This is a genomic window from Streptomyces sp. KM273126 (assembly GCF_004337435.2).
Taxonomy (GTDB): Bacteria; Actinomycetota; Actinomycetes; order Streptomycetales; family Streptomycetaceae; genus Streptomyces; species Streptomyces acidicola.
In genome coordinates this window covers 1-18,857 of sequence record NZ_SJXB02000001.1, presented here as the reverse complement: position 1 = coordinate 18,857, position 18,857 = coordinate 1, and the positions used below count along the sequence as shown (strand labels likewise).

Here is an 18,857-nt window from a genome sequence, read left to right as displayed (position 1 = left end):
CTATCCGTCGCTGCCGACCGCCACCCGCTGCAGCAGGCCCCACGTGAACTCCGCCACGCACTCACGCCGTACGCCGTCCGTGTCCGGGGCCGTGAAGGTGAGGCCGAAGCGGGTGGGGGCGGTGCCCTCCAGGGGGCGGGCGGGGGCGAAGGCGCGGGCCGCCTCGTCGACCGTGCAGGACCAGGGGGTCAGGTCGGCCAGTGTGTGCAGTTCGGGCGCGGTGGCGGCCGGGGCGCGGACCAGCCACTCGTTCCATGCCGCGCCGTTAGGGGCCAGCATCACCTCGAAGCGGAGGTCCGGCCAGAGGGGGACGGGCCAGCGCAGGGCCTCGCACTCCAGGTCGCCGATCTTCCGGAGTGTCACCGACTCGGGTTCGCCCAGGATCGAGCGGTATCGGGAGGCGGCCGCGCGGGGGCGCGGGGAGCGGAGCATCGCCTGCCAGCGCTTGTTGGCCTCGCGCATGTCGGTGATCGAGACGCCCAGCTCACGACGGGCTTCCGCCACCAGGTCCGGATTGTGGTCGGCCATGCGGCGCAGCAGGACGAGCTGGAAGTCGAGCGGGGTGAAGGGGCCGGCGGGCCTACCGGGGGGCTTTGCGGAGGGCATGCGTCCCATGGTGGCGTACGCGGTGGTGTACGGCCTGTGCGCCAGGGCTGCGGCCGTCCGGGAGGAACAGGACCGAGTTCACGTACCGGGGGCCCCGGAAGAAGGGCAGGACGCGGCGCAGCAGGCCCTGCGACACCACATGTGACGCCCTTGCCTGGTGGGCCTCCAGCGCGGCCGGGTCCAGGGGCAGCCAGGTGCGGCCGGGGAGGACCCAGCCCGCGTAGCCGAGGCCGGCGAGGAGGTCGACGACCGGGGCGATCGGCTGGATACGGGACTCCAGTTCGATGAAGAGGGCCGGACGGTCGCGGACCAGGATGCCCCTCGCGCCGCGCAGGACCGCCGGCTCGCTGCCGTCCACGTCGATCTTGATGAAGTCGACGTCCCGCAGGCTCAGACCGTCCAGCGTGACGCAGGGGACGTCCAGCGCGCGGGCGTGGATGTCCCGGCGGACGAGGGACGACACGCCCCGTTCGCCCTCGTCGCCCGGCGGCAGCCACAGGCGGGCGGTGCCGGGGTGGTCCGAGGCGGCGGCCTGGACCACGCGGACGTTCGCGGGGGCCGCCGAGGTGAGCAGCCGGGCCAGGTGGGGGACCGGTTCGACGGTGACCACCTGGTGGGCGCGGCCGGCGAGGCGGCGCGTCCACGGGCCGTACCAGCCGCCGACGTCGACCGCCGTGCCGCAGCCCGGCGGGCAGAGGTCGCCGAGGCGCGCGAGCTCCGGCTCGAAGCGCGGGTAGACGAGTCCGGCCGTGGCGGCGATCAGCCGGGTGGGCAGGTGAGGGGCGAGGCGGGCGGCGAGGGTCATGGAGATATCCGTTCGATCAGTTCCTCAACTGTTCCGTCAGTTCCGCAGCCGTTCGATCAGTTCTTCATCCCTTTGATCAGTTCCTCGTGTTCGTCCTCGGTGACCTGTTCGCCCGAGGACGGCAATAACTGCGGGATGCCGTCGACGATCGGGTAGCGGCGGCGCAGACGCGGGTTGTACAGCGCCTCTGGCGACCGGGGGGCTTCCTGCTGGACCACGAGGTGCAGCGGGCCCTTGTCCAGCGGGCACGCCAGGATCTTCAGGAGCGGGTCTTCGGGGTTCACGGTGGGGTCAACTCCTTGGCACCCACGGGTGGTTGGGGTGCGGGTCGGGGCGCGTCGTGTTTCGGCATCGACAGCAGTACGGTCACCGCGAGCGCCGTGCCCGCCACGCGCAGCGCCAGCCGCAGCGGGTCGTCGGGCAGTGCCTCGCCGAACGTCAGCGTGCCGAGCACCGCGGTGAACAGGGAGGTCACGGTGGTGCAGACCGGCACGATCAGCGAGGCCCGGGAGCGCTGCAGCGCCGCCTGCGACATGACCAGCCCGAACGCGCCGGTGAAGAGAAGGAGGTACGGGTACGGGGAGCGCAGCAGGGCGAGGAGGGCATCGACGGGAGCGCTCGTCGTGAGATGGCTCGACACGCCCTTGATGGCCAGCGAACTCACCCCGTACAGCAGGCCCACCGCCACGCCGTAGTCGACGCCCGTGGTGGGCAGCCGGTGGCGGTGCCGGGCGCGCCGCTCGGCCGAGGCGTACAGCCACACGCCGAGGGCGAGGGAGGGCACGCAGACCATGAGGACAAGGGCGTGCGGAGCGCTGCGGCTCACCGTGTCGGAGGCCTCGTCCAGCGACAGGACCACCATCAGCAGCGCGGTCAGGATCGCGCCGAGCGCGTACCGTTCGCGGCCCGTCGTCTCCTCGCCGAGCAGCCGCGCGGACAGCAGGACCAGCAGCACGAGCCCGGAGACGAAGATGCCCTGCGCGGCGGCGATCGGCAGGGTGCGGTAGACGGCGAGCTGGGCCGCGAAGCCGGCGGCCAGGGACAGTGAGCCGCCGATCCAGAGCGGGCTGCCGAGCACCAGGCGCAGCAGCCGGAACGGCTGCCGGACCGTCACCTCGGGCAGTGAGCCCAACGCCCGCTTCTCCAGGACGAATCCGGTGCTGTACAGGGCGTTCGCCAGCAGGGCCGCGGCCACTCCCCACCACATGGGCTACGTCCTGCGCGCGTGCAGCAGCAGGATCGACGCGGCCGAGGGCACCGCACAGGCCAGCCGGTCCAGTGGCCGCAGGGGACGCGGTACGCCGTGGAAGGGTGCCCCGCGCAGGCCCACGACCTCGAAGCCGGACGCCGCCACGAACTCCCGCAGCGCGCGGGCCGTGTACAGCCGCAGATGGCCCACGACCTCCCTCCCCGGGCGGCCGTGGATCGCGCGCAGGCTCACCTCCGAGAAGACGGGCTGCACTCCGGCGAGGAGCAGGGCGCGGTTGTACCAGGCGGCGAGGTTCGGGGTGGAGAGCATCAGATGGCCTCCGGGGCGCAGGACCCGGCGGATCTCGTCCAGGGCCGCGTCCGGGTCGACCAGGTGCTCGACCACTTCGCTGAACAGGACGGCGTCGGCGACGGCGGACGCGAACGGAAGCCCGCCGTCGGTCAGTTCACCGCGGACCGGGTACGGCAGCCGGGTGCGGGCGCGTCTGAGGGCGTCCTGGGACCAGTCGACGCCGACGATCCGGTGGCCGGCGAGGAAGGGCGCGGCGGTGGCGACCGCCGTGCCGTCGCCGCAGCCGACGTCCAGGACCGTCTTCGGGCCGTTGGCGGTGGCCGGGCCGAGCGCGGCGGCCAGCATGCGGGCCTGACGCACGCTGCGGGCGGTGCCGGAGGCTACGGGGACGGAAGGGTTCTCGTAGAAGTCGCTCAGGCCGCGTCGCGGGGGTGCGGTGGCCGTCATGAGGTGCTCTCCGTGCTGGTGCCGTCCGTGCTGGTGCCTTTCGTGCTGGTGCTTTCCGTGCCAGTGAACTCCGTGCCAGTGAACTCCGTGACGGCGACTTCCGTGCTGTTGACTTCCGTGGTGCGCAGGTAGTGCTCGAAGAGGTCGCGCAGGCGGTCGCCGTCGCCGTGACCGAGGAGGGCGCGCGACCAGCGCAGGGCGAGGTGGAGGCGGCCCGCCGTGGAGGCGGTGGTGACGGTGAGGCCGCGCGGCATACGGGCCGGAGCCGAGAACCACACGGCGTGGGCGCGGCCCGCCCCCTCGCCGAAGTCCAGCGGGTACGGGACCCGGCCGATGTTGCTGAGCAGCGTCGTGGACGTCCAGGGGGCCGCCGCCCTGCGCAGCCCCCGGGTGAGTGCGGCCCGCACGCCGACCGGGGCCCAGGGAGCGGTCAGGAGCGTGGCGCCGTGACCCAGCTGGGGGCGGGGGAGGGATCTGAGGGCGCGGGTGCGGGCCGCCGTGCGGCGCAGCAGGCCGGGCATGTCCCTGGGGTCCAACTCCTCCGGGGCAAAGGGGACTTCGACGAGACGGGTGCCGTTGCCGATGGGCATCGAGGCGTCTCGCGGGCGGTCGTCCACCGGCATGGTGATACGCATCGGGCGGGGACGGACACCGTGTTCCCGGTTCCAGTGGGCGAGCATCAGGGCGGTGGTGACCATGAGCTGGTCGTTCACCGTGTAGGGGGAGCCCTTCGGACGGAGGGGAGGGGGAGCTCGGTGACGAGCATGCCGTTGCCTGGGGACGTCTCGAAGTGGCCGGGGGCGACCCGTGCGGGTGGGGACCAGGTGGAGGGCATCTCGGCGGAGGGGGCCGTGGTGTCGGCTGTGCGTACGGGGGGTGCCGCGGGGGAGTTGTCCCGGCCGCCGTACAGTTCCGCGGCCGTGGCGAGGATACGGAGGCAGGCCGGGCCGTCCAGGGCCGTGTGGTTGATGGTGAGGAAGAGGACGGTGCCGTCGGACCGGTCGTCCTCGTCGACGACCTCCAGCCGGACGGGCGGTGACGCCGACAGCGGCGGCGCATCCGTCAACGCCCGCGTCCGGGCGTCCCGCAACGCGTCCGGGCCCGGCGTCGGGAACGTCACCACCTCCACGTCCGGATCCGCGGTCAGCTCCCACTCGTAACGGAGCCGGTACCAGCGCCCCGGCGCCTCACGCATCAGGATGCGCGGGTGGCGGTGCAGGGCCTCGGTGACGGCGGTCCGCAGGCGGGCCGGGTCCAGGCGGCCCGGGAGGTGGACCTCGATGTGGACGGTCTCGGGTTCCTCCTCCTGGAGACAGTGCCGGGCGATCTCGTCCACCACCGGGAACGGGACGCGCGTCGGCGGCCGTACGGGACCGGAACCGGAACCGGGACCGGGACCGGGACCGCCCGTACCGTCCCGCGCCGGGTGCTCCACAGCCGTCATGTGACCTCGCCCCTCCCGGTGCTGTCGCCCTGTCCGGCGCCGTCGCCGGGCGGGGTCGCCCGGAACCTCGGCCTGGGGAGCGGAGCCCCCGGCGGCGGAACCCCCGGCGCCGGCGGACCGGGCTCGGGCGGGGCGGAGCCCGGACCCCTTGCGGAGACGGTCGGCCCGGTTGCGGAGACAGTCGGCCCGGCCAGGGGCACCGAGCCCGGCGTGCCCTCCGCGGCGCCTCCCGGCTCCCGGCCCGGACCGCTCGCGCCCCGCGTCCGCCTGGGCAACGGCGCAGTCGGGGCCTCCGGGGCCTCCGGGGCCTCCCGGTCCGGCGGCACGGACGGTGCGGGCGGCCCGCCGTACGTGAGCGTCGCGCCGGGACCGGGGCCGCCCTCGTCAGGTCCGGGTCCGGGTCCGGCAGGCACGGGACGGGACCGCCGCCGCCCCATGCTCGACTGCCCCCGCCCCACACTCACCAGCCCCGCGAACAACCCCACCAGCGCCAGCACCTGGGCCACTGGCCCGAACGCCCCTTCGTCTGCCGCCGCAGACTCCCCGGCGCCCGTGGCGGCGGCGACACCCGCCCCGGCCAGGGCGAGGAACGCGATCGGCACCAGCAGCGCATGGCGTTTCCGAGCCAGCAGCGCCAGCACGGGCACCAGCAGCGCGAAGAAGCCCGCGATCACGGCACCCACGAGCGTGAGCGCCACCGTGCCGAGCCAGAGCCCCGGCCCCGGCGGCACGGGCTGCGGCTCGTCCGCATTCGGTGAACGACGCCGCCACACCACCAGCCCGATCAGGACGACCAGCCCGACACCCGAGCCGACCAGCCCTGCCTCGTACGTCGTGGACGGCTCGTACGTCAGCTTGACCGTGCCGCCCGCGCCGCCGGGGATCTGCCACCCCTGCTGCCAGCCGTCGAGCCGGACGGGGGTGAGTTCGCTGCCGTTCAGCGTGGCCTTCCAGCCGTCGTTGAAGTTCTCGTACGTCGTCAGATACGAGGCCGCGCCCGAGCCGACCGACACCTCGCGGAGGTCGCCGAGCCAGTCCCGTATCCGCAGCTCGCGGGCGGTCGTACCGGAGGGCTCGGTCACCGTTCCGCGGGTGAGCGTCACGTCTGTCACCGCGAGCGGCCCGCCGTCCCCGGCCTCGACCCGGTGGGAGCCGGAGCTCAGGTCCAACTCGGTATTGGACGCGCCCTGCTGGCACAGCTTCAGGTCCACCGGGCGCCGCTCCCGCAGGTCCTGTACCGATCCGCTCGCACTCGTCTCGTACAGTTCGTCGTCGATCGCGAGCACCGGGCCCTTGCCGCACGGCAGCGAGAAGGCGATGGCGTCCGCCGGCTGCTCGGCCCGTTGGTCGTCGAGGGCCGGGAGGTACGCCTCCGTCAGGCCGACCGGGAGTTGCAGATCGTCGTCCGCGACCGGGTTGTGGACGGTCAGCGGGGCGGTGGCGGTGATCGTGATGTCGAGACGGTTCGTGGTGATCGGCTCGAAGCGGGCCCAGCCGTTCTCGTCGACCGCCGCGATCGCCGCGCCGTCCGGCGAGCTGATCGACACCTGCGTCGGACGGGTGGACAGGCCGCCCGCCGGGGCCAGCACGATCGAGTCGACCTCCTGCCGGTTCGGCCACGTCAGACGGATCACCGGCTTGTCGCCCGCGATCCACGCCGTCGTCAGGTCGCCGTCGGTGAGGTTGCGGGGCGACAGCCCGGTGCCGAGGCGTGCCGTGGAGTCCGCTGTCGCGGTGACCCGGTTGCTCTCCTCGGTCTCTTCGGGCACGACCTCGTACAGCAGCTTGTCGAGCTCGGCGCCCGGCACGGGCACGGCGCTCGCCTTCACCTCGTACGTGCCGGACGTGTTGGTCGAGAACCTCCGGTGCAGCCCGGTCTCCGTGCCCGTCGGGGAGAGCCCGGTGGGGTCGGCGGCGCGGTGCAGGGAGACGATCTCGGCGGAGGCGTCGGAGCGTGCGGCGTCCGTGGGCAGCCGCAGCATGCGGGTGACCTGGACGCCCGGGAGGTCGATCTCCGAGAAGCCGGCGCCCGTGAGTCCGGCGCGCCGCTCCACCGAGTCGATGATCGTGATCTTCAGCCAGTCCGTCGTTCCGGGGCGGGCCCGTACGGTCTGCGGGGAGCCGTCGGGTTGCAGATAGCTCGTGACGGAGCCCCGCTCCGTCTCCACCCGCACCCGCGTCGGCGCCGACCGCACCTCGTCCTGCGGCAGCGGGGTCACCTTGAAGGACGAGGGGATGTCCTCGGCCCCGTCGAAGGCGATCCGCAGCCACTGCCCGTCCGCCGAACCGGCCGCGCCCTCCGCCCACGCCGTGTTCGGGTCGCCGTCGAAGGCGTTCACCGGGTCGTACTGGGGGAGGTGGAACAGCCAGTTGCCGGACGTCGACGCCGTCACCGAGCGGGCGCCGCGCAGCTGGGCCACCGTCTGGTGGTCGATGCCCTCCGTCGGAAGGATCTGGCGCGGACGGTCACCGGGGTCCTGGAGGCTTCCGCTGTGATTGCGTTCGTCGGCGGTGTACGTGTACGAGGTGTTCGCGTTGACCAGGCCGAACCGCGTGTCCGCGCGCCGCAGCCCGTCGCCGACGACCTGCACCTCGGGGGTGCCGAGACCGGGGTGGTTGTCGCCGGTCAGGACGGTGGCGCGGCCCCGCATCGCCGGGTCGGCGGCCAGCGGCAGCAGCGCCTCGGGCCCGCCGGAGACGACGGCGGTGTCCGCGATCGCCTTCAGCCCGGCCTGCCCGGGGCGGGGCGCGCCCGACGGGGGCCGGTAGATCTCCACGGCCCGCTGGCGCGGGTACAGCCCCTCGACCTGGAGGGGTGTGTCGTCGGCGATCCGTCCGCCCGTCATCAGCGGCCCGAAGCCCGCCTCCCGCTCGTACCCCGACTGCTCCAGGGTCCGCTTCACGGTCGTGGTCGGGACGTAGCCGGCCTGATCCGGGTCGAGGTCGTTGCGGACGACGACGTAGAACAGTCCGGCGCGGCTCAAGTAGTCGGCCAGTCCCGGCACTTCACCACCGGTCATCAGCGCCTGCTCGACCGCGTCCATCGCGCGCCGGTTGCCGGGGGTACCGAAGGGCACGTAGTCCCGCTGGGCCCAGCGGGACTCGGCGAGCACGTCGAGGGGCTGGTCGATGGGGGAGCCCCAGGTGTAGATGCCGTGCGCGGTGGCGGGGACGACGAGGGCGCGCGAGTCGGGCGAGTTCTGCTTCAGCCAACCGGCCGTCGTCTGCCAGTACTTGGGCAGCTCCTGGAACGAACCCGGCTGCAGGATCGACCCGTTGAGGTACGGCCACGCGAGGCCGGGCAGCACGAGCACGGCCGCCACCAGCGTCACGTACCGCCGCCCGCGCACCGCGCGAGCCCCGCGTGCCTGGGCCGCCACGCCCACCAGGTGCGCCAGCCCGAGGACCAGGGCGAGCGCGAGTCCCGTCTGGAACTTGTAGATGTTCCGGAACGGGACGAGCACGCCGTTCAGCCAGTCCTGCACCGGCTCGTGGAAGGGCCCGCCGAACGTGCCGCCGTACCCGGCGAGCGTGACGAGCGCGACGCACAGCACCGTCAGCACCAGCCAGCGCCGCTCCGGCAGGTCCCGCCGCGCCAGGCCCGCGAGGCCCAGTCCGGCCGCGAGCGCCGAGCACACGATCACCACCACCGAGGCCGCGACCGTCCAGCCGGCCGGCAGCCAGGCCTCGCCGAAGTGCAGGTACGCCACCCAGTTCCCGGCGCCGCGCAGCGCCTCGGTGGCCGACATGGTGGCCGTGGTGGTCCCCGAGGTCTCCACATACGGCAGGAAGTTCTCGCCGTACACGCCGAGCAGCAGCAGCGGGATCACCCACCAGGCCGTCGCCAGGATCACGCCGGGCACCCACCAGGAGATGAGCTTGCGCTGCCGGGGGCCACGCGGGCGCGACAGCAGGTACAGCCCGACCGGGAGCAGCGAGGCGAGGGTGGAGGCCGCGTTGACGCCGCCCATGAACGGGATGATCAACGCCGAGCGGAGGGCGGCGATCCGCGCGCTGTACCGCTCGTTCGTCAGCGGCAGCAGCACCCACGGCAGGAACGCGCCCGGCAGCGCGGCCGCCGAGGTCGAGCCGACGACGGTCGTGAACACCGGCCACAGCGCGTACACGACGGCGCCGAGCAGTCGGCTGCGGGGACTGCCGACCCGCAGCCGCTCCATCAGCCGCAGCGCCCCCCAGAAGGCGACCGTCACCACGATCGACAGCCACAGCCGCTCCGCGAGCCACACCGGCAACCGCACCAGATCGCACAGCGCGTAGTACGGCAGCATCGGCCACGCGTACCCGACGTACTGGTCCTGGAGACCGCCGAAGCCGCCCCGGTCGTGCCACAACTGCCCCAGGTCGGACAGGAACTGCCAGGGGTCGAGTGCGACACCGAGCTTGGTCTCGAACGTCATCCGCCCCGGCCGCACGGCCAGGAACAGCACGAACACCACGGCCCAGAACGCCAGCAGCCAGCGCCGCGACCGTGGACCCTCGGGGGGCCGCCGCGCGGGCCCGTCGGGTCGTGCCGGGGCCGGCGGAGGAGCCTGGACCGTACTCGTCATGGGGGACACCGCCGGAGGATGAGGAGGAGGTTCCAGGTGGCGAACTCGCGTAGGAGGGGCGTCTTCACGACGGTCTCCGCGAGGAAGGGCCAGTAGCGGGAGCGCGCCGAGACGACCGTGACGTCGTCGCGGGCACGCACCTGCCGCAGGGTGGGGCCGATGTGCACGGCGAAGAGGTTCTCGCCGAGGGTGTGCTTGGCCTCTCTCCCCGTACGGCGCCGGTAGCGGGCCCGCGCACGCTCGGCGCCGAGGTAGTGCCAGGGCGCCCACTCGTGACCGCCCCACGGGGAGTACCAGTTGGTGAACGAGACGTAGATGAGGCCGCCGGGGCGGGTGACCCGCACCAGCTCGCTGAGGAAGGTTCCCGGATCGGCCACGTGCTCCAGCACGTTGGAGGAGAAGCACACGTCCGCGACGCCGCCGCCCAGCGGCAGCAGATAGCCGTCCGCGACGACCGCGCCCTCGGGCGGCTCGGGCCCCAGCTCGCGGACGTCGGGCTCGAAGAGGTACGCGTGCGCCCCGCGCCGCCGGAACTCCTCCGTGAAGTACCCCCCGCCCCCGCCGACGTCCACGACGGTCCGCCCGTCGACCGGACCGCCGTACGCCTCGACCTGGTCGGCGGCGTCCCGGGCGAGCAGGGAGTAGCAGTACTCGGGGTCCTCCTGCTCACGCAGGAAGGCACGGAAGAGGGCGAGGGAGCGGCGGAAGGAGGGGTCCTTCATACGACTCCGGTGAGGGACAGCGCCCCTTAAGGGGCGCGGGGCTGTGTCGTCATGCGGCTCCGCCGCGGGGCGCGACAAGCCACGAACGGCCCGCAGCGTCCGGACGGCAGCACCTCCCCCAAACCGATCGACCCTCCTCACGGCACCCAGTCCCTCACCGCCTCGGAGGCCACGGCTCCGAACTGCCGCACCGTGTGGCTCCACCGATAGCGCGCGGCGCGCTCCCTCGCGGCCTTGCCCATGAGGGCCCGCCGGTCCGTGGACAGCGCGAGAGCGCACCACGCGGCGGCGAAGGACGACTCGCCCTCGGCCAGCACACCCGTCTCGCCGTCCACGACGGAGTCGCGCAGCCCGGGCACGTCGAAGGCGATCGCCGGGGTCTCGCGGGCCGCCGCCTCGGTCACGACCAGGCCCCAGCCCTCGACCGCGGAGGGGTGCAGCAGCAGCCAGGCCGCGCAGAGCAGCCGGTGCTTCTCGGCTTCGGAGACATGACCGGTGAACTCCACGCCGGGGCCCGCGAGTCGCTCAAGGCGGGCGCGCTCGGGGCCGTCGCCCACGATCACCAGCCGCCCGCCCGTCACCGGCCGCACCCGCTCCCACAGCCGCAGCAGCAGATCGATCCGCTTGTACTCGACGAGCCGGCCCACCGCCACGAACAGCGGCTCGGGGGAGCGTTCCGCGCGCGGCCCCGGCTCCTCGACCCCGTTGTGCACCACTCTGATCCGCTCGCGCTCCACGCCGATCTCCCGCAGCGCGTGCGCCGTCGACGGTGACACGGCGACGAGCAGGTTCCCCCGTTGCGCACCCGTCAGCGCCCAGTGTTCGAGTCTTCGGCCGAGCCGCGCCGCCGGCGCCAGCGGACCGCCGAACCGCATGTTCCACAGCTCCGTGTGCACATGGTTGACCAGGCACAGCGTCGGGCCGTCGTGCCACAGCGGCGCCAGGTACGGCATGCCGTTGCACACCTCGACCAGCAGGTCGCAGTCGCCGACCTGGCGGGCGAACGAGGACCTGGCCCGCAGATAGTGGCTCAGGTCACCGCCGGCCGACACGACCCGGTAGTCACGGAACGCCGCGGGCCCGCCGCACAGCAGGGTCACCTGGTGACCGAGCCGGGTCAGTCCGACGGCGAGCCGGTCGACGAGGAGTTCGGAACCGCCGGCCGCGGGATTGCCTAGGTCACGGCGGGCGAGAAAAACGATGCGGCGCGGTTGTGGGGGGTGCGCCGGAGCGGGCCGCTCGGAGCGCGGGAACGCTTCGAGCAGCGAGAACGGCACGTGCTGGGGCATGGGTGCTCCAACTCGTCTCAGGGTGCGGAACGCAGCGTGTGGGGGGAACGAACCTGCCGGTCTGTGCGTGGGGGGTGTGTGGGTGTGTGGGTGTGTGGGTGTGTGGGTGTGTGGGCGGGCTGGGCTCTTCGGGGAACGGGGGGATGTGGGTGGGCTGTGCTCGGGTCGTGCGACGGGGTGTGTGACTGGGCTGTGCTCGGGTCGTGTGACGGGTGTGGGTGGGCTGTGCTCGGGTGGGGTGGATAGTTTTCGCCGAGCCGTTCGAAGCTGCTACTCACCGAGGTGACAAATTCCGGGCCGGTTGGGCCTGACGCCGCGTCACATCGTGAGCGGAGCCTGGGACGACCCGGACGTTTGGGGATGAGGGCGGTGAGGGCGCCCACGCACCACCAAAACGGCACCCACCACGGCGAGGGCGAAGCCCAGCGCAGCCGCACCCACGGGCAACGTCCGTCCCACCAGGCGCAGTTGACCGCTGTCCTTCTTCGCCTGCTCGACCGCGAACTCCTGGGTGTCCGCGGTGAACGCGATCTTCCGGCTGTCGAGGAGCACGGCCGCGTCCTTCTTCCCGCCGGGTGCCCGTAGCGTCTGGCGCGGTCCGGTCTGCGCGTAGAGCACGCGCCCGGTGGCCTGGTCCACGACCAGTTCGATGCCATGGTTGGAGTACCACTCCTCGGCGACCACCTGCGGACGGTTCGGCTCGTCGACGATCGCGCCCGGCACCAGCCGGGTGCCGTTCTTCGTCGCGGGCACGGAGCCGGTGAACCGGTAGCCCTCGTACCCGCGGACCTTCTTCTCCCCCCGGTACTGGAGGGCCACGGTCGCGCCGAGGGTGTTGTCCCACCAGCGGTAGTCGCGCTTCTGCACGTCGAAGGGGAACTTCAGATAGGCCTCGCCCTGGATGTACGGCTTCTCGCCGCAGCAGTGCACGGGCCGGTTGGTCCGGCGGTCGCTGACCCAGCGGTGAGGGGTGAAGTCCAGCGCGTCGTGCGGGTCGGCGGCGGGCAGCGTCCCGTCGGTGTCGACCGAGGTCGACACGTCCCAGACCGCAGCCTTCCCGCTGCGCTCGCTGTCGGTGACGTCACCGCGCACCCGCTGGGTGATGGTGATCTTCTGACCCGGTACGGTCCTCACTTCCTCCAGGTCGAAGACGCTGCCGGTACCGGTGTAGACGGCGGTGGTGTCGATGTCGATCGGGTTCACCGCGGCCCGCGGCTGCACGTACCACGCGAGCAGGGGTGCCAGCACCAGCAGGAAGGTGCCGACACCCAGGATGACCAGGGAGAACGCGACTGACGGGTGCGGCCCGGAGGGCCTCGATGAGGGGTGGCGGTCGGGCGACGGGCGGGCAGTACGGCGCATCCGGCACTCCAGTGACTTGGGTCGGCGCGACGGGCGTACGGGTACGCCGGGGTCGCGCGCCGTGGGGGAAAGTGCGCGTGCGGTAGGCGGTGCCGTACTGCTTCGAACGGCACGCACCATGGGCCGGGAACCGTAGGCGCACTCTTGACGGGGTGTCAATGCTTGTCGAGACTGGGCCGGACTGGGGGCCGGGCCAGGGTCCCCGGCCATGTGCCGGGTGCCCGGGTGGGGACGACCTTTCGACAGAGAGGCTGACCCGTCGATGTCCAGACTGCTCGCCGCCATCACCACCGTCGCCGTCGCGGCCGCGCTCGCCGTGGGCGCCGCGCTCGGTGTCGTCGCCCTGCTGGAGGCGACCCCGGACCAGCCGAACACTCCGCTGATCACGTACGAGAACGCCGGCTCGGAGCGCTGAGACGTGACCCGACGCCCGGGAACCGTCACCACCCGCTCGGCCTGGCACGACGTACCCCGCTTCCAGGTGCGCCAGTTCGCCGCGCTCGCCATGGCGGAGGCGCCGGTGCTCGCCGAGGAGATCCTGCGGGAGATCCGCCGGGAGTACCCGCATCTGCCGCTCGTCGTGGACGACTCCGGCGAGCCGATGGCGCTGATCGGCATTCGCCGCGCCATCGAGGTCTTCGTGCAGCACCTGGAGACGGCGGAGGGCCGCCCGCGCGTCACCCCGGGCGTCTTCCAGGAGTTCGGCCGCGGCGAGGGCCTGAACGGCCGCAGCCTCGACTCGCTCCAGGCCATCTACCGCCTGGGCGTACGGCTCGCCTGGCGCCGGTTCGCGGAGATCGGCCAGCGCGTCGAGATCCCGCCCCCGGCGATGTACGAACTCGTCGACGCCGGCTACGAGTACCTCGACGGCCTCGTGGACCAGTCGGTGCGCGGCTACGCGGAGGCCGCTGCCCGCCAGGCGGGCGAACGGCTCCGCCTGCAACGCCGCCTGATGGAGCTGCTGTTGTCGGAGCACCACCGGGGCGACCCCGGCGAGGCGCTCACGGAACGGGCGGCCCGGATCGGCTGGCCGCTGCCCGAGAAGGTCGCCGTGGGAGTCCTGTTGCGCCCGGCGCGTGAAGCCGTCGCCCCCGCCGTGAACCAGGGCGTGCTGCTCGACATGGAGTACGAGCAGCCCCGCATGGTCGTGCCCGACCCCGGCGCGGCGGGCCGCCCCGAACTGCTCCACCGCGCCCTGACCGGCTGGTCCGGCGCGATCGGCCCGCCCGTGCCGCTGCCCGACGCCGCGAAGTCGCTGCGCTGGGCCGAGGCTGCGGTACGGCTGATGGAACGGCGGCTGCTGCCCGGCGGGGAGGTGCTGCACTGCACGGAGCACACGGAGGCGCTGGTGCTGTTGCAGCCGGAGGAACTCATCGACGACCTCGCCCTGCGGTGCCTGGCCCCGCTCGCCCACTGCGGCCCCGCTCACGGCCGCCGCCTGGCGGAGACCCTGCTGGCCTGGCTGGAGACCCGCGGCGGCGCCCCCGAGGTGGCCGCACGCCTGGGCGTCCACCCCCAGACGGTCCGCTACCGCCTCCGGCAGATAAGGGAGCTGTGGGGCGACGAGATCGACGACCCGGACCGCCGCTTCGAACTGGAACTGGTGTTACGGGCCCAACGATTACGGGGCGAACTGGGCGACCCGCGGGCCCGCCGCTGACCTCACGGGCTCCCTCATCCGCCGCACTGGTGTGGCCCTTCTGAAGTCCTGGCGGATCTTCCGTACCTGGAGCGGCAACGCTGAAAGAGCTCCGTGGCTGCTGGGCTCACTCCATCCGATCCCGATGCCGGTGGGCTTCCGTGCGCACTGGTTCATGGACTGCTCCGGGACCGTGGAGTTGGACGCGGCGATGGATCGACGCGCGACACCGTGTCCCCCCAGTGCTTCCAGGGCAGCGTCACGCATGCCGCACGGACCGGATTCTCCTGGGCCCGACCCGGGTGGCGTGCTGGTTGAGGAGGTCACGCAACCGGTCGACGTCCACCGGTTCCGCGGCGCCGCGCTTGGGGAGCACGACGATACCGATGCCGTACCTGTCGGGCGTCAGTAGGACGAACAGCTCGCTCGTCTCCGTGTACCGGGTGAGCATCGGCCACCGGTACGTCGTCTCGCTGTACCGCGAGGCCACCCGCACCCCGCTGTCGTTCACGACGGCCTGGAACTCTCCCTGCGGGGCGACCATACGGTGCACCTGCCGCCCCTGGAGCGTGGGGACCAGCAGATACACGCCGGCTACCAGGGCAAGCGCCGAGAGGCTCAGCACCGTGGACTGGAGGCTGGGCCCCTTCGGGCCCGTGAAGTTCAGGACGAGCCCTTGCAGCACGACGAGCCCGCTGGCGATGAGCACCCAGTTCTGCAGCCGCCCCGCCGGGGTGGCTCGCATCCGTGCGCGGATTGCCATCACCGCGTCCGTGGTCGTCGGCAGGTAGGCCAACTCCACTGGTCTCACCGCTGGTCTCGCTTCCTGCACGGTCACTCCTGGGTGTGGGGATGGTCATGTGTGGATGTGTGACGTCTGTGTTAGGCGTTGCGCTTGGTCCCTGTGGTGGCACGACGACATGGCCTCACGGCGAACCGAGCCGGGTTCTAGCCACCCGGCGGAAGCGACGTCAAGCTGACCGCCAAAGGAGGTGAAAGGGGTATTGGGGGGTGAATGGACTGTTGTCGGGCGGCGGATGTGATCTGGACGAGCATGAGGAGTCATGGTGTGGACAAGGCGTCTGCTTGCGGTAACTGGACGCGAGCCGCTGGGACCGCGTGTCGCATGGGCTGAGATCGAGCGGGAGCTGGATACAGAACTCCCCGCCGACTACAAGGAGTTGTGCGACGGGTTCGGTGGGGGCGTCTTCTCGGACTTCCTTCTCCTGCACGGTGTCGATGAGGGCGGGATGTTCGACCTGGTCGCTCAGTGGCGGGGTTCCCTGAGCGACGCCCGGGAGTACGGAGTCGTCGACAGCGAGGGCGACCCCGTTTTCGCTCCCTATCGCATCTACTAGCCAGGCGAGGAGGGGCTCATTCCCTGGGGCTCCACGGTGTCCGGAGACGGGTTCTACTGGCTGGCCGGCTCCTCGGGTGGCCGTGAGTGGCCGATTGTGGCGCGCATTGCGCGTGCACGGTCACGGACACGATAAGTTCCGTAACGGAGCGTGATGACAGGTGGGTTCGTCGTGCGCGGGGTGTGTGCGGGAGGTGGCCCATGGAGGTCGTCGGGGGATCGGCGGGGGTGGCGGAGTGCGGGGGCGGGAGCGGGGAGAGCCCGAGACGTCCGACAGTCCGCGGACGTTCGGTGCGGTGGTGCAGGAACTGCGTGGGCACGCGGGGCTCAGCCGGGAGGAGTTCGGCTCGCTGGTGCGGTTCTCCAAGCACACCGTTGCCTCGGTGGAGTTGGGGCGGAGGATGCCCGACCCTGCCTTCGTGGAGCGGGCCGACGTGCTCCTGGGCGGTACCGGCGCCCTGCTGAGTTCGGTACGCGACCCGGAAGTGACCGAGGGCGCCGAGAGGCCTGTGTGGTCCGGGCTCGTACCGGACCCGGCAGGCCCTCGGCGCACGTGAGACACTCAGGACTGGCGGATGACTCACCAGGACTGGGGATGACTCAGAGGTGGATCACGATCTTTCCCTGGGTGTGTCCGCGCTCGGCGTATGCGTGGGCTTCCGCGATCCGTTCGAGGGGGTAGGTCCGCTCGACACGCGGTGTGTAGCGGCCCTGGCGGCCCAGTTCCGCCGCCGCGGCCAGGAACGTGGAGTCGTTCTCCGCGTTGACCAGACGCACGCCCAAACGCTGCGCGTTGGCGTGGTCGGCGATCGTCGACACGCGAGCGGCGTCGCCCACGATCGCGACGAGGTCGGCCAGTGACCCGGAGGCCGCGGTGTCGAGCGCGATGTCGACACCGTCCGGAGCGAGGGTCGCGAGGCGCTCTGCGAGGCCGGTGCCGTAGGTAGTGGGAACGGCGCCGAGAGAGGTGAGGAACTCGTGGTTGCGCTCGCCGGCCGTCCCGATCACGGTGGCGCCCTGAGCCGCCGCGATCTCGACTGCGGCACTGCCCACGCCTCCGGCGGCACCCTCGACGAGAAGGGTGCGTCCCTGGAGGGGACCGAGCGCCTTCAGCCCGCCCATCGCGGTCACGGACGCCAGGCCGGCGCCGGCTGACTCCTCGTCTTTCCACGTCGCGGGCGCGTGGGCCCAGGCCGAGAGCACGGCCAGCTCCGCCGTCGCGCCGGTGACGCCGCCCAGCCCGAAAACACGGTCGCCGATGCTCACCCCCTGCACCCCGTCACCGATCTCATCGATCACGCCGACGGCATCACGCCCGGGAATCACGGGCAGTTCCAAGGGGAGCAGCTCGCGCGCCGCACCGGAACGCAGCTTCCAGTCGACGGGATTGACACTGGCCGCCGTGACGCGGATGCGGATCTCGCCGGGTCCGGGATGCGGGTCCGGCACCTGCTCGACCACCAGGGTCTCCACACTGCCGTATTCGTGGTAGCGGGCTGCGCGCATATGACGTTCTGCCTTTCCGATGCGGCCTGAACCGGCCGCTCGTGAGATCAGTGACTCTCGTGAGAACAGCGGCTCTCGTGAGAACAGTGGCTTGGGAAAGTTCGGCGAGCGCCGACGCCCACTACGCTAAAACCTGACGCTGACGTCAGCTGCAAGTCGGACATGCCGGCCAGAACAGAGGAGGACCGGTGCGGATCGGTGAGGTCGCCGAGAAGGCAGGAGTGAGCGTGCGGGCACTGCGCTACTACGAGGAGCAGGACCTGCTCCATTCCGAGCGCAGCTCGGGCGGGCAGCGGCACTATCCCGACACCGCCGTCGACCGGGTCAGGCTGATCCAGCAGCTCTATGCCGCGGGCCTGCCGAGCAGAACGGTCCGCGAGGTGCTGCCGTGCGTGGACTCGGGCGAAGTGACCCGGGCGCTCCTCGACCGGCTGGCGGCCGAGCGCGACCGCATCGACCGGCGGATCACCGACCTGCTCACCGTGCGCGACCGGCTCGACGACGTGATCGCCATAGCACGCAAGCCTGGCCCTGGCTGCACGCACGTGCCGTAAAGGCTCACGAGATCCCAAAAGGCGAAAGGCAAAAGGCAAAAGCAAAGGCAGAGAGACCCCACTCCCTGCCACTCTCAACCTATAGCGCACCGGGGGGCTTGCGGCAAGGCCCCGGTCGTGCCGCAGGATGGTCGGCCGAGGCCGGAACCTGCGGAATTAGGGGATTTGCGATATGCGTGTGGTGTTGTCGACGTGGGGGTCGCGCGGGGACGTCGAACCGGTGGTGGCCCTCGCGGTGCGATTGCGGGAACTCGGTGCGGAGGTGCGCGTGTGCGCGCCGCCGGATCAGGAGTTCGTGGCGCTGCTGGACCGTGTCGGCCTCCCGTTGGTGCCGCTCGGCCCGACGGTGCGCTCGGTGGTGGCCGGCGAGAAGCCGCCGTCGGCGGAGGCCGCGTTCCGGCTCGCGCCCGAGCTGGTCGCCGCGCGGTTCGACACGCTCTCCACGGTGGCCGAGGGCTGTGACGCGCTGCTGGCGACCGGCCTGATGCCGGTCGGCGCACGCTCGGTGGCCGAGAAGCTGGGCATCCCCTACGTGCTCGCGTGCTTTCACACGCTGGGACTGCCGTCGAGTCACTTCCCTCCGGGGCGGCGGCCGGGCAAGCAGTCCTCACCGGAGGAGACCGACATCAAGACGCTGTGGGAGCAGGACGCCCAGCGTGTGAACGAGCTGTACGGCGAGGCGGAGAACAGCCACCGGGCGGCGATCGGCCTGCCACCGGTGGACAACGTCCGTGACTACGTCCTCACCGACCGGCCGTGGCTGGCGGCGGACCCGAACCTGGTCCCATGGCAGGACATGACGGATCTCGACCTCGTGCAGACCGGACCGTGGATCCTGCCGGACGAACGCCCGCTCCCGGAAGGGCTGGAGGCGTTCCTGGACGCCGGGGAGCCGCCGGTGTACGTGGGCTTCGGCAGCATGGCCCTGCGCAGCTCGACCGACCCCGCCCGGGTCGCCATCGAGGCGATCCGCGCGCACGGCCGCCGCGTCCTCCTCGCCCGTGGCTGGGCCGACCTGGCCCTGATCGACGACCGGGACGACTGCTTCGTCGTCGGC

At 72.1% G+C, this 18,857-nt stretch carries 16 protein-coding genes and 2 pseudogenes; 6 read left to right on the top strand and 12 right to left on the bottom strand.

Annotated features, from left to right (window positions below):
- The 10 genes and pseudogenes from E0500_RS00090 to E0500_RS00045 all read right to left on the bottom strand — a co-directional run bounded on the left by E0500_RS00090 (position 1) and on the right by E0500_RS00045 (position 12,744).
- Positions 1 to 615 (bottom strand): hypothetical protein, encoded by a 615-nt coding sequence (locus E0500_RS00090; protein ID WP_181586810.1) that lies wholly within the window; start codon positions 613 to 615, stop codon positions 1 to 3.
- On the bottom strand, positions 581 to 1,411 hold the full coding sequence (locus tag E0500_RS00085) for an FkbM family methyltransferase (RefSeq protein ID WP_131572191.1): 831 nt from the start codon (positions 1,409 to 1,411) through the stop codon (positions 581 to 583). Before E0500_RS00085 ends, E0500_RS00090 begins: the two co-directional genes overlap by 35 nt.
- Positions 1,412 to 1,467: 56 nt before the next feature.
- Entirely contained in the window at positions 1,468 to 1,695 is a 228-nt protein-coding gene (locus E0500_RS00080) for a Trm112 family protein (protein WP_131572192.1), read from the bottom strand.
- Entirely contained in the window at positions 1,692 to 2,606 is a 915-nt protein-coding gene (locus E0500_RS00075) for a hypothetical protein (RefSeq protein WP_131572194.1), read from the bottom strand. Before E0500_RS00075 ends, E0500_RS00080 begins: the two co-directional genes overlap by 4 nt.
- A gap of 15 nt (positions 2,607 to 2,621) precedes the next feature.
- On the bottom strand, positions 2,622 to 3,359 hold the full coding sequence (locus E0500_RS00070) for a bifunctional 2-polyprenyl-6-hydroxyphenol methylase/3-demethylubiquinol 3-O-methyltransferase UbiG (protein WP_131572193.1): 738 nt from the start codon (positions 3,357 to 3,359) through the stop codon (positions 2,622 to 2,624).
- Positions 3,356 to 4,803, bottom strand: a pseudogene (locus tag E0500_RS00065) (condensation protein). The gene E0500_RS00070 and the pseudogene E0500_RS00065 overlap by 4 nt, the downstream one beginning before the upstream one ends.
- Positions 4,800 to 9,371, bottom strand: a complete 4,572-nt coding sequence (locus E0500_RS00060) for an alpha-(1->3)-arabinofuranosyltransferase (RefSeq protein WP_181586809.1) — start codon at positions 9,369 to 9,371, stop codon at positions 4,800 to 4,802. The pseudogene E0500_RS00065 and the gene E0500_RS00060 overlap by 4 nt, the downstream one beginning before the upstream one ends.
- The gene (locus tag E0500_RS00055) at positions 9,368 to 10,093 is read right to left on the bottom strand and encodes a class I SAM-dependent methyltransferase (RefSeq protein WP_131571931.1); all 726 of its coding nucleotides are present in this window, start codon (positions 10,091 to 10,093) and stop codon (positions 9,368 to 9,370) included. The genes E0500_RS00060 and E0500_RS00055 overlap by 4 nt, the downstream gene beginning before the upstream one ends.
- Positions 10,094 to 10,230: 137 nt before the next feature.
- Positions 10,231 to 11,382, bottom strand: coding sequence for a glycosyltransferase family 4 protein (locus E0500_RS00050; RefSeq protein WP_131571932.1), 1,152 nt, complete (start codon positions 11,380 to 11,382; stop codon positions 10,231 to 10,233).
- Positions 11,383 to 11,700: 318 nt separating this feature from the next.
- Positions 11,701 to 12,744, bottom strand: a complete 1,044-nt coding sequence (locus E0500_RS00045; protein ID WP_131572137.1) for a DUF3068 domain-containing protein — start codon at positions 12,742 to 12,744, stop codon at positions 11,701 to 11,703.
- Positions 12,745 to 13,006: 262 nt separating this feature from the next.
- On the opposite strand from E0500_RS00045, the gene E0500_RS00040 reads away from it, so the two are divergent.
- Positions 13,007 to 13,159, top strand: coding sequence for a hypothetical protein (locus E0500_RS00040; RefSeq protein ID WP_165935268.1), 153 nt, complete (start codon positions 13,007 to 13,009; stop codon positions 13,157 to 13,159).
- 3 nt (positions 13,160 to 13,162) lie between these two features.
- On the top strand, positions 13,163 to 14,404 hold the full coding sequence (locus E0500_RS00035; RefSeq protein ID WP_131572138.1) for a CdaR family transcriptional regulator: 1,242 nt from the start codon (positions 13,163 to 13,165) through the stop codon (positions 14,402 to 14,404).
- 238 nt (positions 14,405 to 14,642) lie between these two features.
- Here the strand turns inward: E0500_RS00035 and E0500_RS00030 are convergent, their stop codons facing one another.
- Positions 14,643 to 15,185 (bottom strand): YcxB family protein, encoded by a 543-nt coding sequence (locus tag E0500_RS00030; protein WP_131572139.1) that lies wholly within the window; start codon positions 15,183 to 15,185, stop codon positions 14,643 to 14,645.
- Between the two features lie 262 nt (positions 15,186 to 15,447).
- Here E0500_RS00030 and E0500_RS00025 point away from each other — a divergent pair, with 262 nt between their 5' ends.
- A complete protein-coding gene (locus E0500_RS00025) occupies positions 15,448 to 15,741 on the top strand; it encodes a hypothetical protein (RefSeq protein ID WP_131572140.1) in 294 nt (97 codons plus the stop codon).
- 217 nt (positions 15,742 to 15,958) lie between these two features.
- A pseudogene (locus E0500_RS00020) lies at positions 15,959 to 16,213 on the top strand (helix-turn-helix domain-containing protein); the annotation flags it as partial.
- 127 nt (positions 16,214 to 16,340) lie between these two features.
- Here E0500_RS00020 and E0500_RS00015 read toward each other — a convergent pair.
- Entirely contained in the window at positions 16,341 to 17,246 is a 906-nt protein-coding gene (locus E0500_RS00015; RefSeq protein ID WP_131569977.1) for an NADP-dependent oxidoreductase, read from the bottom strand.
- 188 nt (positions 17,247 to 17,434) lie between these two features.
- On the opposite strand from E0500_RS00015, the gene E0500_RS00010 reads away from it, so the two are divergent.
- Complete coding sequence (locus E0500_RS00010; RefSeq protein WP_131569975.1) at positions 17,435 to 17,800, top strand: MerR family transcriptional regulator; 366 nt, start codon at positions 17,435 to 17,437, stop codon at positions 17,798 to 17,800.
- Positions 17,801 to 17,972: 172 nt separating this feature from the next.
- On the top strand, positions 17,973 to 18,857 hold an 885-nt coding region (locus tag E0500_RS00005; protein WP_181586808.1), incomplete at its 3' end, for a glycosyltransferase.

Coding starts and splice junctions, on each gene's coding strand:
- E0500_RS00090 (WP_181586810.1), bottom strand. CDS start 615: ATGGGACGCATGCCCTCCGCAAAGCCCCCCGGTAGGCCCGCCGGCCCC.
- E0500_RS00085 (WP_131572191.1), bottom strand. CDS start 1,411: ATGACCCTCGCCGCCCGCCTCGCCCCTCACCTGCCCACCCGGCTGATC.
- E0500_RS00070 (WP_131572193.1), bottom strand. CDS start 3,359: ATGACGGCCACCGCACCCCCGCGACGCGGCCTGAGCGACTTCTACGAG.
- E0500_RS00060 (WP_181586809.1), bottom strand. CDS start 9,371: ATGACGAGTACGGTCCAGGCTCCTCCGCCGGCCCCGGCACGACCCGAC.
- E0500_RS00055 (WP_131571931.1), bottom strand. CDS start 10,093: ATGAAGGACCCCTCCTTCCGCCGCTCCCTCGCCCTCTTCCGTGCCTTC.
- E0500_RS00050 (WP_131571932.1), bottom strand. CDS start 11,382: ATGCCCCAGCACGTGCCGTTCTCGCTGCTCGAAGCGTTCCCGCGCTCC.
- E0500_RS00045 (WP_131572137.1), bottom strand. CDS start 12,744: ATGCGCCGTACTGCCCGCCCGTCGCCCGACCGCCACCCCTCATCGAGG.
- E0500_RS00040 (WP_165935268.1), top strand. CDS start 13,007: ATGTCCAGACTGCTCGCCGCCATCACCACCGTCGCCGTCGCGGCCGCG.
- E0500_RS00025 (WP_131572140.1), top strand. CDS start 15,448: ATGGTGTGGACAAGGCGTCTGCTTGCGGTAACTGGACGCGAGCCGCTG.
- E0500_RS00015 (WP_131569977.1), bottom strand. CDS start 17,246: ATGCGCGCAGCCCGCTACCACGAATACGGCAGTGTGGAGACCCTGGTG.